Below are 16,800 nucleotides of genomic sequence, written 5' to 3'. Positions count from 1 at the left end.
CCACCTGGGCGGCCCGCAGCGGGTCGGTAAAGTAGCGCGGGAGCAGCCCGCCCACGGCGATGAACAGGATGATGAGAGCCTGCAGCACCTGGATGATCTGGTTGCTTATGCCGAGCTGAGCGTTGAGGGAAACCCCTCCGGCCAGCAGGACCCCGAATAGGGTGGCCGACAGGAAGATACCAATGGGGGTGTTTTGCCCCATCAGGGCTACGGCTATGCCGTCGAAGCCTACGCTCGAGGGGATGGCGGTTTTGAGCCGGTAGGTACCGTCCATCCCAGCCCCGAGCACGTAATGGGTGGCCGCCAGGCCAGCTAGGGCCCCGGAGATGAGCATGGCCACCACCATTTTGCGGCGCAGGTTGACCCCGGCGTACTCTGCGGCCCTTGGGGCTAGGCCGGTAGCTCGAAGCTCATAGCCGCCGGCGCTGCGGAACAGGTAGAAGTTGTAGAACAGGAGGGCGGCCACAGCGATTAGGAAGGAACCGTTCAGGAGCTGAGAGGCCAGGGCTGAGCTTATGGTTACCGGAAATCCTGGCAACAGACCGCCCAGCCCGAAACCCAGCAACGTCGCAGCGCCTGCCACCAGCAGCCGCTGCCCCAGGTCTGCACGGCGCAGCGCATAGTAGGTCAGGAGGCCTGCCGCCACCGCTGTGGGCAGGGCCCAGGAAAAGGTGCCGCCTGGGGCCAGGATGTCAATCATGAGGGGGATTCGGGCACCTTCCTGCATTTCCTCGCTGCGCCCTTCGAAACCCTCCGCCTTGAAGGGCAGCCGCACGGTCTGGCCAAAGAAGCGGTACTCGTTGGCGGCCAGCATGAACAGGAGCACCGAGGCGGCGATGTAGTTCATCATGATGGTGTTGATGACCTCGTTGGCTCCAAAGCGGGCCTTGAGCCAGCCCACAATGCCGCCCCAAAGCGCTCCCCCCAGGGCTGCTGCCAGGATAGCGCTAGGCAGGAGGAGAAAGCCCGGTAGGGGGAGGTAGACCCCCACCAGCATTGCGAATAGGGCCCCTATGGTTAGCTGACCTGGAGCCCCGATGTTGAACATGCCCGCACGAAAGCCAAAGGCCACCGCCAGCCCGGTGAAGATTAGGGGTGTGGCGAAGGCCAGGCTGTTGAAGAGGCCGGGCAAGCTGAGCAGAGGGCTGAAGAGGATTTGGAATGTGTAGGTCACCAAGTCGAGCTTGCTCGCTACAAGCTCGCGGAGACCCAGGCCTTCCATGCCCTGCGTACCCAGGCCAGGCCGTAGCAGGGCCACCACCGCTGCTCCCACCACCACTGCCAGCAGGAGGGAGACCAGCGGGACCACCACTCCCCGCATCCGAACCAGGAAGGCCAGGCCGCCTGGAAGCTGCATCCGGGCTAGGAGCAGCAGGAACAGGGCGTAGAAAAGCCCTGCGTACATCCCCAGCGATAGGGCGAAGCGGCGCAGCGGGGGGCGCCGGGCTCCTGCTGCCAGGGCAGCCTCGTTGGCCGAGCCCACCGCTTGGTAAAAAAGCAGCGCGCCTACTACGAAAAGGGCAATTCCAAGGCCCCCTAGGGCGTACAGGAGGTGGGCCCGGGTCTGGGGGTTGGGTGTGAGGAAGGCTATGCTGGCTGCTAGGACCAGGGCCACCCATACGCCGAAGAAGGGGCCCAGCCAAGGGAAGCTCAGGCCTTCGGGAAGGGAGAGCCTTCCGAGGTTGATGGTCCCCATGGGATTGAGAAGGTATCCGGTTCCGTCAAACTCCCGAAGCGGGACAGCCCATGGGGCAAGCGCCATCACGAGCAGCACAACTCCGCTCGTGGTGAAAAACAGAAGACGGCCCATAACTCCCTCGGATTCTACACTGCAGAGGGGCGCGAGGGGCTAGGGGAGGGTGCCCAGTGCTTCGTTTAGGAAGGCCACCGTTTGCTGGGCTACCTGATCCCAACCCGTCTCCTTTGGAAGGGCCGTAGGGTTGTCGCCTCGCTGGGGGCCGTATGCGCCAAAGCTTGCGTGGTTGAGCCCGGGTATGACCACGAATCGGGTGGCTGGGGGGAATTTGCCCTTGTGGGCCTCGAGCTGCTCCTGGCTAATGCGGCCGTCTTTCTCCCCAAAGAGGGCTAGGGTGGGGAGGGATAGGCTCGAGAGGTCGTTCAGGGGGTAGGCCGCCCACATCACCAGGGCTTTGGCAGCCGGGTTGCTGGCCGCAAAGTTGGAGGCCACCACCCCCCCTAGGCTGTGCCCCCCTACCGCCCAGCGCAGCCCGGGGGCCTCAGCGATGGGCTGCCGGGCCTTACCCTGCTCGGTGACCGCTAGGTTGTAGCGCAACCGCAGCAGGGCCACACGGTAGCCTGCCTGAGCGATGCGGCGCAGCACCGGGGCGTAGGCTTCCGGCTCCACCAGTCCGCCTGGGTAAAAGGCCAGCCCAGCTCTGACCTGTTGGCTGGGTATGAAGACCCATCCGTACGCGGTTGGGCGCACCTCCAGCTCTGGGGTAGAGGCGAGGGCCTCCCGGGCCTCGGGGGCTGCGGGGTAGGGCCTTAGGGCTTGCCGGGTGTACCAGACCATGGCCCCGGCGAAAAGGAGCAGTCCTCCGAAAAAGACCAGCCAGAAAACATGGTGTTTGCGGAGCTTCATGGCGGCGCTTCAGTCCGTTGAGGCGGGAAAGGGTTGGTTTTGAAGGCGGAGCTGCTCGTAGCGCTTGCGCTCAAAGAGGTAGAAGGCGGCCGGAACCACGAAGAGGGTGAGCAGCATGGAGACCGAGACCCCCCCGAGGATGATAATGCCCAAGGGCCGGCGGAACTCCGAGCCCTCCCCAACTGCAGCGATGAGGGGGATGGAGATCATGAGCACGGTGAGAGTGGTCATCAGAATGGGGCGCAGACGCAACCGGCCGGCTTCCACCAGCGCTTCGTAGAGGGGCTTTTCCCGCGCTGTTCGGACTGCGAAGTCCAGAAGCAGGATGGCGTTCTTGGTCACCAGGCCTATCAGGATGACCACCCCCAGGACCGAGACCACGTCCAGGCCACTTTGGAAGAAGTACAGGAACCAGAAGGCCCCCACCAGGGCTAGAGGAACCGGCAGGAGCAGGTAAATGGGGTAGCGGAAGGTGTTGAACTGGCTCGAGATCACCAGGAAGTTGAGCAGAAGCGCCAGACCAAAGGCGATGGGGGCACTCCGGGCCAGGTCGCCCACGAAGGCCGTCGAGCCTTGCCGTTCCAGCTGTACCCCATCCCCAAGGACACCGGCCCTCTCTAGCTCAGCTTCCACCAGGTTGGAGATTTGCAGAATGCCCAGCTCCACCCCAGGGGTCCGGTTGGCGTTGATACCGGCGGAAAAGGCCTGGTTGGTCCGGGCGAGCTGGGCTGGGGTCTGGCGGGTTTCAAACTGGCCCAGGCTGCCGATGGGCAGGGTAGTGCGCAGGGCGGGGGCGGCTACCGGCAGCGAGAGGAGGCTGGCCTGGTCGGGGACGAAGCGCGGGTCAGCCCGTACCACGATGGGTATGTCATCGCCTCCTGCCCGCAGGTTAGCGGCACGGGTGCCCGCGTTGTAGATGCGCAGGGTCTGGGCCAGGTCGTTTGGGCTGAGCCCTGTGCCCTGGAGCCGGGTTGGGTCGGGCACCAGCACCCGTTCGGTGGTGGTTTCCTCGAGGCTGCTGCGCACATCGCTCAGGTAGGGAAGGCTGCGCAGGACCTGGAGGGCCAGCCGGTTTTTCTCCTCCAGCACCTGGGGGTTGGGTGCGGTCAAGGTGAACTGCAAGTCGGCAGCCCCGCCGGGGCCCCCCTCGGGCACCGAGACCCGCAGGTCGGCTTCGGGCCGGTCGGTCAGGAGCGCACCCAGCGCTTCGCGGTAGAGGGGGGCTAGGTCGTAAACGTTGGGCCGCTCCTCCCTGGGCACCAGCTCCACCACGATGCGGGCCCGTTCGGGGTTCCCGGTGCCGAGCAGGTTTTGCGAGCTACCTACCGTGGTCAGGAAGGCCTGGACCTCCGGCCGCTGCCCGAGCCACCCCTCCAACCGCCGGGTAAGGGCGTTGGTTTCGGACAGGGCGGTGCCTTTGGGTAGGCTCAGGTCAATGTTGATCTGGCCACTATCGTTTTTGGGGGTGAAGTTGAAGGGGATGCGGGGGGCTACGAAGCCGATGCTGAGGAAGAACCCCAGGCCCACCAGGAGGACCAGCCCGCTTCTGTTGAGGGCAGCCGCCAGGCTCCTGGCGTAAAGCTCCCGCAGAGCCAGAAACGTCCGTTCAGAGCCCCCATGCAGGCTGCCCGCGATGGCCCCCGCGAGCCCCAGCAAAACCGAGGCGGCCCACCGCAGTGGGGCCAGGGCCAGGGTGAGGGGGGTGATGAGCAGGTTGAAAAGACGCTTGGCCAGGCCCGCGTCCTTTTGCCGGTAGACGTGCAGCCGCAGGCCCCAGCGCAGGTCGTCGCCCAAGCCCAGCAGGCGCCGCCCAAGCTGCGGCCAGCTCGGTGGGTCGGGGTCGGGAAAGTAGGCCAGCCGCACGGTGAGGAAGAAAAGGGCCTCGAGCCAGCTCACCGCGATGGCCGCGGCCAGCACAATCCCGAACTGGCGGAAGAACTCCCCGATGATGCCCGGCAGGAAGCTGATCGGCAGAAAAACCGCCAGCAGGGAGAGGGTGGCTGCTGAGACCGCAGAGAGCACCTCGGTGGCCCCTTTGAGCACCGCCTGCAGGTTGTCGTAGCCCATCTGGCGGTAGCGCTCGATGTTCTCGGAGAGCACAATGGAGTCGTCGACCACAATGCCCACCGCCACAATCAGGGCCAGCAGGCTGATAATGTTGAAGGTGAAGCCCAGTAACCCGAAGACGATGAGGGCCCCCGACATGGTGATGGGGATGGCCAGCACCACGCTGAAGACCGAGTTGAGCTTCCCGAGGAAGACCAGGGTGATCAGAGAGACGATGAGGGCCACCAGCAACACCTCGCGGAAGGTGTCCCGGGCGGTGTTCTCGATGAAGATAGTTGTGTCGCCGACAATTTGGGCGGAGTAGCCCGGGGGCAGCCGTACCTCCTCCAGGGTGCGCTTCACCCCCTGGGCTACCGCCACCGCATTGGAGTCGGGGGTCTTGCGCACCGCTAGGGGGATGACCGGTTGGCCGTTCAGGCGGGTGAGGCGGGTGGGCTCTGCCTGGGTGTCCCGCACCACGGCCAGGTCGCGCACCTCAAGGCCTCGGGCGGGGTCTACCAGGATGCGGCCTACCTCCTCTGGGGTGGTGGGGGTGTTGCGCAGGGTGAAGAGGAGGCGCTGCCCCTGCTCGTCCTGGGTGCCCGCGGGCACCGCCAGGGCTGAGGCCTGGATGGCCCCCACCACCTGCTGGGGCGAGAGGCCGAAGGCCGCCACCTTGTAAGGGTCGAGCAGAACCTGCACCTCTCGCTCTGGGGCCCCTTGTACCTGCACGTCGGCTACTCCACCGACGAGCTGAAGGCGGGGCTTGAGCACGTCGTTGGCGTACCTGGCCACCTCGCGCAGGTCGCGCCCATCGGCCGAGAGGGCGATGTAGAGGATGGGTGCGGCACCCGGGTCAAAGCGCTGCACCACGGGGGCTTGGGCATCGCGGGGAAGTTGGCCCCGCACCGCGGCCACCCGCTGGGCTACGTCGGTGGCTACCCGGTTGATGTCCTGTCCGAACTCAAAGGAAACAATGACCTGGGAGAAGCCCTCGCCGGAGAGCGAGGCGATCTGGTCCAGGCCCGAGAGGGTGGAGACCGCCTCCTCTATGGGGCGGCTTACCTGCTGCTCCACCTCCTCTGGCCCGGCCCCGGGATAGGCGGTGGTGACCGCAACCACCGGTATCTCAAAGCGCGGCAGGAGGTCTACCCCCACCCGGCTTCCGGAGATGAGGCCGAAGAGGACCAGCGCCAGAAAGACCGCCGTGGAGAAGACGAAGCGCCGCACGAAGAACTCGATGACCGGGTTGACCGCCTTTTCCCTCACCGGACCACCTCCACCCGATCCCCGTCGCTCAGGCTCGAGGGCACCGGAAAGACCACCTGGGCCCCTGCTCTTATCCCCTCCACCACCACCTGGGCCCCGCTGTCGCCCACCACCCGCACCGGGGTGCGCACCGCCCTTTCCTCCTGGACCACGTACAGGAAGGTGGTCCGGCCCTCGGTGCGGAGGGCCCCTGCGGGCAGCAGGATTCCCTCGGCCAGGGTCAGGGTGTAGCGGACCTGGACGCTGACCCCAGGTGGGGGGTTGCCCTCCACCTGGGCGGTGAGCTCCACCAGCCGGTCGGTGCCAGGCACCTGGCTGCTGCGGGTGAGGCGGGCGGTGTAGGTCTGCTCGCCGTAGCTCAGGTTCAGAAGGGTACCCAGGGGCAGCGCGGCGGCCTCCTCGGGAGGCAGCCGGAAGCGGGCCTCAAGCCGGCGGGTATCGGCCAGCCGGAAGACCCGCTGCCCGGCGGCCACGAACTCACCGGGGTTCACGTAGACCTCGGCCACCACCCCGGCGAAGGGCGCCCGCACCTCGGTGTCGGCCAAGGCCCTTTTGGCCTGGGCGAGCTGGTTCTCGGCCTGGCGTACCTGCAGGCGCAGCAGGGCCAGGTCCTCCTGGGAGGCCCGCTGGGCCCGGGCTAGGTTTTCCCGGGCGTTGTCGGCCGCGGCTTTGGCCTGGTTGTAGGCCGCCTCGAGCCCCACCAGCTCCACTTGGGCGATGGCCCCGGCGGCAAAGAGCTGCTTCCCCTCTTGGTAGCGCTGCTCAGCGGCCCGCAGGTTGGCCAGGGCGGATTCCAGGCTGGCCTGCAGGGGGGCCAGGGAGCCGGCGGTGGACCGCTCGGCTCGAGCCAGGTTCACCCGGGCCTGCTCCAGGGCAATTTCAGCGTTGCGCAGGGTGGTTTGGGCGTTTACTGGGTCGAGCCGCAACACCACCTGGCCCGCTGCCACCTGGCTGCCTGCCTGCACCAGCACAGCGAGCACCTTGCCGCCTGCGGTGGCCCCCACCTGGCTCTCGCGGGTCGGGATCAAGGTGGCCCCTGTGGTGCGGCTTATGCTAAGCCGCCCGCTTTGGGCCTCGACCACCCGGACCTTTACCCGGCTGGCCGGGGCCTCACTGGGGTTGTTGGCTTCGTTTTGGGCACCCCGGCGAGGGCCACACCCCGCCAAAAGGGCCAGCGCCAGAACCCCCACCATCAGACCTGCCCAGCCCCGCATCAGCGCCCTCCTGCCCGCAAGCTGTAGTAGGCCCGCCAGTAGTTCCCCAGAGCCTGCTGGACCGCCAGCTCGGCCTGGAGGTAGCTGAGCTCGGCCTGGAGGTAGGCGAGCTGGCTGATGAGACCAGCCTCGAGCCGCTTTCTCTCGCTGGAGAGGGTTTCCCGGGCGTTGGCCAGGGCGGTTTGCTGGACGCTCAGGCTCCGGGCCGCGGCCTCAAGGTTCTGGTAAAGCGAGTCGTACTGGAGCCCGAGGCCCCGCTCCAGTTCCCGCGCGGCGGCGGCGGCCTGTTCAGCCCGCGCCTTGGCGGCCTCAATTTCGGCTGGGGCGGCGTAGCTTGGGTCGAGCAACTCCACCTGCAGCTGGGCCAGCTCGAGCCTCTGCCGGGCCTGCAGCAGGTCGGGGCTTTTCTCCAAGAGTTCCCTCAGCAGGCCCCGTTCGGGTAAGGCGGGAGGGGCGGGCAGGGGAGAGAGCCCACCAAAAGGCCCCACCAGGCTGCGCAGGGAGCTTTGGGCCAGGGCCAGCCCATTTTCGGCCCGGCTCAGGTTGCTCCTGGCGTCTTCCAGCCGATTTTGCGCGTTGCGCACGTCCAGGGCGGTGCCGGAGCCGTTTCGCTGACGGATTTGGGCCACCTCGAGCCCCCGCGCGGCGATTTCCAGCGCTTTTTGGGCCAGGCGCACCTGGAGCTGGGCTTCGAGTACCTGGGTGTAGGCCCCCACGATGCTGCTTTGGGCCTGGGCCAAGGACCGCTCGTAGTTGGCTTGGGCGAGGGCCTGGCGTTGCTCGGCCTGAAGGCGCGATGGCCGGGTCAGAAGGGGGTCGGCCAGGGTGCGTTGCAGGTTGGCCTTGGCGTCCTCCAGCTCCACCTGGGCGGCCCGCACCGGGGCCTGCTCGCTGGCTTTGGCAAGGGCGCTTTCCAGGGTTAGGCCCTGGGACAGGGCTAGGGGAGAGAACAGGCTCAAGAGCAGAAAGATGGGTTTTGCAGGTTTCATGGGGTCACCTCGCTTGGGGGCAGGGCGTAGAAGCGGTAGAGGTCGAGGATGCGCTGGATGCGGCCCAGCGTGGCCTGCTCCACCCCCAGCCGAGCCTGGGCCAAGCTCAGCTCAGCCTGAAGGGTGGCCAGTGGACTGGTAAGGCCCAGACGCTCTCGCTCCTTGGCCTCGCTTAGGCTTTGCTCAGCATCCTTTAGAGCGCTGCGGGCGTTTTCCAGGTTCTGCTCAGCAGTCTGCAGGGCGGTCTTGAGCAGCTCGAGCTGCAGCCGGCTGTTGCGCTGGGCCGCTTCCAGGGCTTGCTGGGCTGCCTCCACCTGCTTGCGCGCGGCCTCCAAGGCTTCCAGCACGCCGAACGAGATGTTGGCTGAGAGCCCGATCTGAAAGGTGCCCTGGATGCGGTCCTGGGGTGGGGTGCGCCCTTGGGACTGGTGGGTGTAGCTGAGGCTGGGCTGCAAGGTCCGGGAGTTGAGGGAGATGCTCCAGGCCTCTTGGTTGGAGATGTTGCGGGTGTAGCTTCCCTGCAGCACGGGGAGGACGCCCCTGAGCGCCCGGTCGTAGCCTATCTGAGCGTTGGCGAGCTGGAGCTCAGCCTGGCGCACCTGGGGCGGGGTGGTCTCTGGGGGAAGGGGCAGGGCAGGGGGCTCGGCCCTTTCGCTGCCGATCAGGTCGGCCAGGTTTTTCCGAGCCAGCGCCAGGTTTCGCTCGGCCTCGGCTTGCTGCAGGGCCGCCTGGCGCAGGTTGGCCTCGGCTTGCCGGAGCTCGCTGGGGCTGGCCGCCCCCCGCTGGGTCCGTAACCGAACGGCTTCCAGGCCGGCCTGGGCCACCCGCACCGCCAGCCGGGCCACCTCGAGCCCCCCTTCTGCCAGCCGCACCCGGTAGGCGGCCTCCACCGCCTGGGCCTGGAGCTGGGTTCGGGCCTGCTTCAGCCCTAGCTCGGCCTGGGCCACCCCCAGGGCGGCTTGGTTGACCGCGTCGGCCACATCCCCAAAGGGGAAGGGGGTAAGGGTCAGCCCCAGGGTGATCTGCCGGGCGTCGCTGGGCAGCTCCAGGCACTGGGGGTTCAGGGGGTTGGGGCAGACAGGGGGGCCAGGGGGTGGGGAGGTCTCAAAGAGGGAAAGGCCCCCTTGGGCCTGCACGCTCAGGGGGCTTTGGACCGCCCTCAGCTGGGCTTGGGCTGCCTCGAGGTTGAGCCGGGCTTGCAACAGGCTGGGGTGGTTTTCCAGCGGGGCAAAGAAACCCTGCCCGAGGGATAAGCTCCCAAAGAGCACGAGGGGGATCAGGATGGGGTGCCTCATGGTTGTGCCGTGCCCTTTTCCCTAGGCTCAATCAGTTTTCGGTAGCTCCTCAGCAACATCTCCAGCTCCTCAGGGCTGAGCCGGCTGAAGCGCTCGCACGAGACCTGCTTCCAGTTTTCCCGCATGACCTCGAGCAACCTTTCCCCGCTTTGGGTTAGGAGAATTCGCACCTTCCGCCGGTCCTCCGGGTCTAGCTCGCGCCGCACCAGCTTCCGCTCCTCCAACCCCGCCAGGAGCTGGGAAACCCCTTGGGGGGAGGCATCCATCACGAAGGCCAGGGCCGAGGGCTGGTCCATGCCGCTTGCCACGCACATCAGGGCAAAGGCCTGCATGGGTGAAAGCCCCAGCCCCTCAAGGGCCTTTTGCTGGTCCAGGCGCATCTGCCAGGCCAGGTGGGAGGAGAGGCGCCACATCTCCTCCATTATTTCGTCCAATGTAAACTTCATGCCTATGAAATGTTATGGGGCCGGGTGGGGGGAGAAAGCGGTATTCGCTACAGTTTTCACTAGGGCCTGGGGGTTGGCCCCAAGCCCTGCCCTTGCCTCGAGGGCTCCCCTGTGGGATGATACGGCCGAAAGAGAGGCAGCATGCACGTGGTTTATCCCGGGAGCTTTGACCCGCTGCACAATGGGCACTTTGACGTAATTCAGCGCGCTTCCAAGCTCTTTGAGCGGGTCACGGTGGCGGTGCTGGAGAACCCATCCAAGCGGGGTCTGTGGTTGTTCACACCGCAGGAGCGGGTTGAGATTATCCGACGAGCGGTGGCGGAGGCCCGGCTTCCCAACGTGGAGGTGGACTCGTTCCACGGCCTTTTGGCCGAGTACATGCGCCGCTTGGGCTCCAGGGTTATCGTGAAGGGCCTGCGGGCTGTTTCGGACTACGAGAACGAGCTTCAGATGGCCCACCTGAACCGCCAGCTTGGCAACCGCCCTGAAACCCTGTTCATCATGGCCGCTACCCGCTGGTCGTTTGTTTCTTCCACCATGGTCAAGGAAATCGCCCGCTACGGCGGGGATGTGTCCAAGCTGGTGCCCCCAGCCACGGTGGAGGCGCTCAAGGCTAAGCAGGTTGCTGCCGAGGGTTAGGGATGGATCCCTGCCGCTGTCCCATAGAATCGGTGAGAATTGGGCCGCGGTTTTGGCCTTTCTGGCTGGATGGGCTTGCTGGAGGGATTGTATGCAGCTACACAGGAGCAGGTACGGCAGCGCGCTGGAAATAGGCCACCTTATCGGAGGGGAGGAGGTTTTTGAGGGGGAGGTGCAGGAGCGGCGCAACCCCGCGGATAGGGAAGACCTTGTGGCCCGTTTCCCGGTGGGCTCCAAGGAGGTCCTGCGCAAAGCAGCGCGGGTGGCCCAGGAGGCCTTTCGGGCCTGGTCCCGCACCCCAGCGCCGGTGCGGGGGGCGGTTTTGATGAACCTGGCCCAGATTCTCACCCGGGAGAAGGAGGCCTTGGTGCGCCTGATGGTGCGGGAGGTGGGCAAGACCTTTAAGGAGGCCGGGGGCGATGTGCAAGAGGCCATAGACACTGCGGTTTTCTTTGCCTCGGAAGGGCGCAGGCTCTACGGCCAAACCGTGCCCAGCGAGATGCGCGACAAGGAGCTCTTTACCTTCCGCCGGCCCCTGGGGGTGGTGGGGATGATCACCGCGGGGAACTTTCCTATTGCGGTGCCTTCCTGGAAGCTGATACCGGCCGTGCTTACCGGGAACACGGTGGTTTGGAAGCCCTCAGAGGATTCCCCGGCCCTCTCCTACGTTTTCGTCCGACTCTTTGAGGAAGCGGGGCTGCCTCCAGGGGTCATCAACGTGGTCTTTGGCGGGGGCAAGGACTCTACCGGGCAGTGGCTGGTGGAGCTTATGGACGAGGGGCTTTTGAACAAGTTTGCCTTTACCGGCAGCACCGCGGTAGGTCGCTGGATTGGGGAGGTGGCTGGGCGCAACCTCCTGCGCCCCACCCTGGAGCTGGGGGGTAAGAACCCCTTGGTGGTCCTTAGGGATGCCGACCTCGAGCTGGCCGTGGAGGGGGCTTGGTGGAGCGCCTTTGCCACCGGGGGGCAGCGCTGTACCAGCGCGGGCAACATCATCGTGGAGGCCCCCATCTACGACGAGTTCAAAAGGCGCTTTTTGGAGAAAACCGAGTCCACGGTGGTGGGAAATCCGTTCACCCATCCCCAGGTTACCTACGGCCCTTTCATCAACCAGCGGCTTTTCGAGCGCTGGCTCGAGCACTACACCTGGGGTCAGCAGGATGGGGCCCAGCTTCTCTTCGGGAAGGCCCGCATCACGGCAAAGAACCCTTACCCGCACTTCCAGGGCGATCCCGAGGCGGGGCTTTTTGGCTGGCCCACCGTGTGGGAAGCCCGCCCGGGAATGCGCCAGTTTGAGCAGGAGATATTTGGCCCCACAGTCAACCTGGTGCGGGTGGAGGACTTGGACGAGGCCATTGAGGCGGCCAACGCACACAGCTATGGGCTGTCTAGTGCGGTGTACACCAATCGGCGCGACTGGGCCTACCGCTTCAAGAACGAGATTAGGGCCGGGATGACCAGCGTTAACAACTCCACCGTGGGCGCTGAGGCCCACCTGCCCTTTGGGGGGATTCGCGGGAGCGGCAACGGGGCCCGCGAGAGCGGCATTTGGGTGATTGAGGAGTACACCTACTGGCAGGCCGTCAACGAGGAGTACTCCGGCCGCCTCCAGCTCGCCCAGATGGACACGGGCTACACCCAACCCAGGCCCCCCACCGACTGGGCGGGTTTGCTGGGGTAGAATGCACCCATGCGCCTCTGGTTTCTCCTGGTCTTGTTCGGCCTCCTGCTTGGGGGCTGTGCCCCTGCGGTGCGGGCCGACCCCGGCGAGGTGGTCTACGATGTGAGCGCGACCCTGCCCAGCGCCAGTGCGCAGGTCCTCTTTGCCGGCCACCCAGTGGTGGTGCGGCTCGCCCAGACGGTGGCGGCCTACTACGCCCTGGAAGCCCGGCCCTTGCCGGGGTATGGCCGCTGGGTGCAGCGCCAGGGAGTAGGCTCTACGGCGGTGTATGTTTCCCAGCGTGTGGACGCTCAGGGGCGGGTGGAGGCGGCCGTGGAGATGCGCTGGACCTTTGCGGTGCGCCCCGACGGGTATGGTTCGGTGCGGTTGGAGACGCTGGCTTCGGAGACGATCGACGTGGCCTCGGTGGAAGGGCCGGCCTTCGGCTGGCTTGACCGCAACTTTCGTCGGGTGGCCAGCGGGCGCTAGGCCTGCCGCTCGCCTTTGGGGGTGGCCCCCTCCCTAAGCCGCCCGAACAGCAGGCGGCCCACCTGGGTCTGGATGGCTTGGGTGACCACCACCCCTACCTCCTTCCCCTTGTAGGCGATGGCGTCGTCCACCACCACCATGGTGCCGTCCTCCAGGTACCCCACCCCCTGGCCCGGTTCCTTTCCCTCTTTGACAATGGTGATGTTGAGGAAATCCCCCTGCTGCAGAGGGGCTCTGAGGGCAGAGGCCAGGGCCTGAATGGAAAGGGTTCTGACCCCGTAGATGCGGGAGAGCTGGGCTAGGGCGTGGTCGTTGGTGACCAGGGCTGCGCCCAGCTCTTTGGCCTGGGCTAGGATCTGTTCATCTACCGGTTCGTCCGACTCCGGGGAGTCCAGCACCTCCAGGCCCACGCTCGCCTTGAGCCGCTCCAGGGTCTCCAGCCCCCGGCGCCCTTTGGCCCTTTTTTGAGGGTCTGAGGCGTCGGCGAACTGTTGTAGCTCCCTCAGAACCTGCTTGGGTACGAAGAGGGGGCCTTCTAAAAAGCCCATGGAGGCTACCTCGACAACCCGGCCGTCTATGAGCACGGAGGTGTCCAGCACCTTGCCCCCCTTGGGCTTTGCAGGGGGCACAGGAGGGCGCGCCAGGCGGAAGTACTCCCGGTTAGCCACTGCGAAAGCGGAGAAGGAGAGCACCAGCACCGCGGCAATGGTGAGGGAGTGAAGCGGGGAGAAGCCGGGGATTTGGCTCAGCAGGTTGGTAAGGAGCACCGCGAGCAGCAGGGCCAGGCTCGAGGCCGCCGTGATGGCCACCGGAATCTCGGGGGGCAGCCTCCTCAGCCGGGCTTGGGCCTGTTCCCAGCGCGGGGCAGACCAGAAGAGCAGGCGGGGGACCATCAGCAGCCCTAGGAGGAAGCCCACCAGGGCCAGGTACAGCTGGTTCAGACTGATCAGGTTGCCCAGGGGGTTGGTGCTGATCAGACCAGCGGCTTCCAGCTGGACCCCGACCCGGTACCCCAGCCAGGTGAACAGCGCATAGAGAACCCAGCGACCCCAGCTCATAGCAATTCGCTTACAGCAGCCTCCAGGCTTCTAAACTCCGGTGGGTAGACCAGGCGCCTGAACCCGGCCCGCTGCCCTTCGCGCAGGCGGCGCTCCAGGCCCTCTACGCTGCGGAGCTCCCCGGCTAGCCCAACCTCGCCCACCACCGCCACTTCCTGGGGCAGGGGGCGGCCCACCACCGCCGAGTAGACCGCCAGGCCCACCGCCAGGTCGAGCCCCGGGTCGAAGATTCGCAGGCCCCCGGCCAGGTTCACGTAGACGTCCAGGTTGCCCAGGGGCAGGTTGAGGCGCCGCTCGAGCACCGCAAGGACCACATCTACCCGCCTTGCGTCAAGCCCCTGGGCTACCCGGCGCGGGGCCGGGAAGGGGGTCCGCGCGGCCAGGGCCTGCACCTCCAGGGCCAAGGCCCGCTCCCCCGACAGGCCAAGCGCCACCACCGAGCCTGGGGCCCCCACGGGGCGTTCGGCCAGGAAGGCTGCGGAGGGGTTGGGTACCTCTTCCAGGCCGCTCTCGCCCATGCTGAAAACCCCCAGCTCCCCTACCGGGCCAAAGCGGTTCTTGGTTGAGCGCAGCACCCGGAAGTGCCCTGCCGTCTCTAGGTACAAAGTGGCGTCCACCACGTGCTCAATCACCTTGGGACCCGCTACGATACCCTCCTTGGTGACGTGACCCACCAGCACGGTGGTCACCCGGTGGCGTTTGGCGAAGCGGGTGAGGGCTGCGGTGGCGTCCCGTACCGCCACCAGCGACCCTGGCGCAGCGGTGGTCTCCAGGGTTTGGATGGAATCCACCACCAAAAACTCCGGTGGATCGGCCTCCAGGGTGGCCAGAGCGGTTTCCAGATGGGTTTCCCGTAACAGCTCGAGGTCCCCCGAGACCCCAAGCCGCCCGGCCCGCAGCCGAACCTGTCCGGGAGACTCCTCACCCGCTAGGTAGACCACCCGCCGGCCTTCCTCCAGCATCCTTTGCGCCACCTGCAGGAGCAGTGTGCTCTTGCCCACCCCGGGTTCTCCCCCAAGCAGGAGCACTGCCCCGGGCACGAAGCCTCCGCCCAGCACCCGGTCCAGCTCGCCTATTCGGCTGCTGAAGCGGGCCTCGCCCACCTCACCCACCTCGCCCAGCCGGATGAGGGCCTGGGGGTTTGCGGCGCCTTTTGCTGGGACAGGACGGGACAGAGGGGCCTCCTCCTTGAGGCTCTCCCAGCTTCCGCATCCCGGGCAGCGCCCCAGGGGCTTCACGGACCTGTAGCCGCATACGGCGCAGCGGTAGTGCAGGGCAGCCCTGGCCATCCAGGAAAAGTCTAGCCGGAATTGGCTGCGGAGTCAGCCCTGTGTTCCCGCCAGCGCACCTCGAGCCGCTCAAAAATTCGCCTCAGCTTCTCCTTCGGCAGGATGACCTGCTCGGTGTACCCCTCGCCAATCCGGTCGCCCAGCTCATTCCAGGCGGTGCAGCGGGCGTGCACCCGGTTGCCCTCGGTGCGCAGGTGCTCGGCTACAATCCGCACCCTCATCCCGGGCAGGGCCGAGGCCTGGTGGTCCACGCTTACCTTGGAGCCGATGCCCTCCTCGTTCTCCTCCAAAAAGGGCAGGATGATTTTGCGCCCGGCCAGCTCCATGTGCTTGGCCATCCAGTAGGTGGCGTAGACTGGGTGCAGCTTGCCGAGCTGGGGGTCGCCTTGCTCAAAATCCACGGTCATCTCGTCGGTTACGACCGTTTCGAAAATGGCCTGGTAGCCGATGGGAATGGGTTTCATATCTTGCGCAAATCCAACACCCGCTTGAGCTTGCCGCCCTCGCTCCTGGGCGCAGTACCGGGGTTGAGCAGGGTGACCCGTAGGGAGATGCCCACGTTGTCCTTAATTTTGCGGGCCACCTTCTCCCGTACCTGGGACAATCGAGGGTCGGTCTCCACCGCCCCTTCGGGGAGCGCCTGTTGCCCCAGTGAGCCTAGGAAGCCCCCGGAGACCTCGAGCCTAAGCTCCACCTCGTCCAGGGTGCCTTCGCGGGTGAGCACAATCTGGTAGTGCGGCGCCACCTCGGGAATTTCCCTGAGCACCGCCTCAATCTGGGTGGGGTAGACGTTGACCCCTCGCACAATCAGCATATCGTCGGTGCGGCCCCGAATCTGGGCCATGCGGGCGTGGGTGCGGCCGGAGGGGCCGGGCTCGCGGGTGATGTAGGTTAGATCGCCGGTCCAGTAGCGGAGGATGGGCATGGCCTTTTTGGTCAGGGTGGTCAGCACCAGCACCCCAATTTGGCCCTCCGGCAAGGGCTCACCGGTCTCGGGGTGCACCACTTCGGGGTAGAAGTGGTCCTCCCAAATGTAGGAAAGCCCCTCCCGCTCGCTCACATCTTCGTTGGAGACCCCCGGTCCGATGACCTCAGAGAGGCCGTAGATGTTGGTGGACTGCACCCCTAGCCCCTCGTCCACGTTCTTTCGGATCGCCTCCGTCCAAGGTTCTGCCCCCAGTACGGCGTATTTGAGGCTGATTTCCTCCGGGCTTATCCCACGCTTCCTGAATTCCTCGGCCAGGGTTTGGGCGTAGGAGGGGGTGCAGGCAATCATCTCCGGCCTGAAGTCCTGGATGAGCATGATTTGCCGTTCGGTCATGCCGCCTGAAACCGGCACCACAATCATCCCCAACCTCTCAGCCCCTCCGTGCAGGCCCAGCCCGCCGGTGAAGAGACCGTAGCCATAGGCGTTGTGCAGCATCATACCGGGCCGCCCACCTGCAGCTGCCAACGAGCGGGCCACCACCTCGGCGAAGATTTCCAGGTCGCCCTTTGTGTAGCCCACCACGGTGGGCTTGCCGGTGGTGCCGCTGGAGGCGTGGATGCGGGCGATTTGCTCACGGGGCACCGCGAACATTCCAAAGGGGTAGGTATCGCGCAGGTCTTTCTTCCTGGTAAAGGGGAGCTTGTGGATGTCCTCAATGCCCCTGATGTCGGAAGGCTTAAGGCCACGCTCGTCCAGGGCCTGGCGGTAGAAGGGCACGCGTTCGTAGACATAGGCCACTTGCTCGCGCAGCCGCTCGCTCTGTAGCGCTTGGAGCTTGGGACGGGGGAGCGTTTCTATCTCGGGTTGGAACATCGG

14 protein-coding genes are annotated in these 16,800 nt (G+C 66.0%); 3 read left to right on the top strand and 11 right to left on the bottom strand.

From position 1 onward, the window contains the following. The 7 genes from NZ849_RS08160 to NZ849_RS08130 all read right to left on the bottom strand — a co-directional run. On the bottom strand, positions 1-1,810 hold a 1,810-nt coding region (locus NZ849_RS08160), incomplete at its 3' end, for an ABC transporter permease (RefSeq protein ID WP_295405992.1). A 39-nt stretch (positions 1,811-1,849) separates the two neighbouring features. Then, the gene (locus NZ849_RS08155) at positions 1,850-2,602 is read right to left on the bottom strand and encodes an alpha/beta hydrolase (RefSeq protein WP_295405990.1); all 753 of its coding nucleotides are present in this window, start codon (positions 2,600-2,602) and stop codon (positions 1,850-1,852) included. Positions 2,603-2,611: 9 nt separating this feature from the next. After that, entirely contained in the window at positions 2,612-5,917 is a 3,306-nt protein-coding gene (locus NZ849_RS08150; protein WP_295405988.1) for an efflux RND transporter permease subunit, read from the bottom strand. Next, positions 5,914-7,131: an efflux RND transporter periplasmic adaptor subunit gene (locus tag NZ849_RS08145; RefSeq protein WP_295405986.1), complete on the bottom strand. Its 1,218-nt coding sequence runs from the start codon at positions 7,129-7,131 to the stop codon at positions 5,914-5,916. Before NZ849_RS08145 ends, NZ849_RS08150 begins: the two co-directional genes overlap by 4 nt. Continuing rightward, on the bottom strand, positions 7,131-8,120 hold the full coding sequence (locus tag NZ849_RS08140) for a TolC family protein (protein ID WP_295405984.1): 990 nt from the start codon (positions 8,118-8,120) through the stop codon (positions 7,131-7,133). The genes NZ849_RS08145 and NZ849_RS08140 overlap by 1 nt, the downstream gene beginning before the upstream one ends. After that, positions 8,117-9,415, bottom strand: coding sequence for a TolC family protein (locus NZ849_RS08135; protein WP_295405981.1), 1,299 nt, complete (start codon positions 9,413-9,415; stop codon positions 8,117-8,119). The genes NZ849_RS08140 and NZ849_RS08135 overlap by 4 nt, the downstream gene beginning before the upstream one ends. Next, positions 9,412-9,861, bottom strand: coding sequence for a MarR family transcriptional regulator (locus NZ849_RS08130; RefSeq protein ID WP_295405979.1), 450 nt, complete (start codon positions 9,859-9,861; stop codon positions 9,412-9,414). Before NZ849_RS08130 ends, NZ849_RS08135 begins: the two co-directional genes overlap by 4 nt. Before the next feature lie 141 nt (positions 9,862-10,002). Between NZ849_RS08130 and coaD the strand changes: the two genes are divergently transcribed. The 3 genes from coaD to NZ849_RS08115 all read left to right on the top strand — a co-directional run bounded on the left by coaD (position 10,003) and on the right by NZ849_RS08115 (position 12,649). Next, positions 10,003-10,500, top strand: coding sequence for a pantetheine-phosphate adenylyltransferase (gene coaD / locus NZ849_RS08125; RefSeq protein ID WP_295405977.1), 498 nt, complete (start codon positions 10,003-10,005; stop codon positions 10,498-10,500). A gap of 91 nt (positions 10,501-10,591) precedes the next feature. Further along, complete coding sequence (locus tag NZ849_RS08120; protein WP_295405974.1) at positions 10,592-12,181, top strand: aldehyde dehydrogenase family protein; 1,590 nt, start codon at positions 10,592-10,594, stop codon at positions 12,179-12,181. Between the two features lie 9 nt (positions 12,182-12,190). After that, a complete protein-coding gene (locus tag NZ849_RS08115; RefSeq protein WP_295405972.1) occupies positions 12,191-12,649 on the top strand; it encodes a hypothetical protein in 459 nt (152 codons plus the stop codon). Here the strand turns inward: NZ849_RS08115 and NZ849_RS08110 are convergent. The 4 genes from NZ849_RS08110 to NZ849_RS08095 are packed head-to-tail and all read right to left on the bottom strand — an operon-like array spanning position 12,646 to position 16,797. Continuing rightward, entirely contained in the window at positions 12,646-13,707 is a 1,062-nt protein-coding gene (locus NZ849_RS08110; protein ID WP_295405971.1) for a PIN domain-containing protein, read from the bottom strand. The two genes, NZ849_RS08115 and NZ849_RS08110, sit on opposite strands and share 4 nt — an antisense overlap. Beyond that, on the bottom strand, positions 13,704-14,996 hold the full coding sequence (gene radA, locus NZ849_RS08105; RefSeq protein ID WP_295405969.1) for a DNA repair protein RadA: 1,293 nt from the start codon (positions 14,994-14,996) through the stop codon (positions 13,704-13,706). The genes NZ849_RS08110 and radA overlap by 4 nt, the downstream gene beginning before the upstream one ends. 11 nt (positions 14,997-15,007) lie before the next feature. Then, positions 15,008-15,460 (bottom strand): thioesterase family protein, encoded by a 453-nt coding sequence (locus NZ849_RS08100; protein WP_295405968.1) that lies wholly within the window; start codon positions 15,458-15,460, stop codon positions 15,008-15,010. Further along, on the bottom strand, positions 15,457-16,797 hold the full coding sequence (locus tag NZ849_RS08095; RefSeq protein WP_295405999.1) for a phenylacetate--CoA ligase family protein: 1,341 nt from the start codon (positions 16,795-16,797) through the stop codon (positions 15,457-15,459). The genes NZ849_RS08100 and NZ849_RS08095 overlap by 4 nt, the downstream gene beginning before the upstream one ends. Positions 16,798-16,800 lie beyond the last annotated feature (3 nt).

Source organism: Meiothermus sp., assembly GCF_025060375.1.
GTDB lineage: Bacteria > Deinococcota > Deinococci > Deinococcales > Thermaceae > Meiothermus.
The sequence above is the reverse complement of the archived record's forward strand: the minus strand, read 5'-3'. Positions and strand labels throughout refer to the sequence as shown.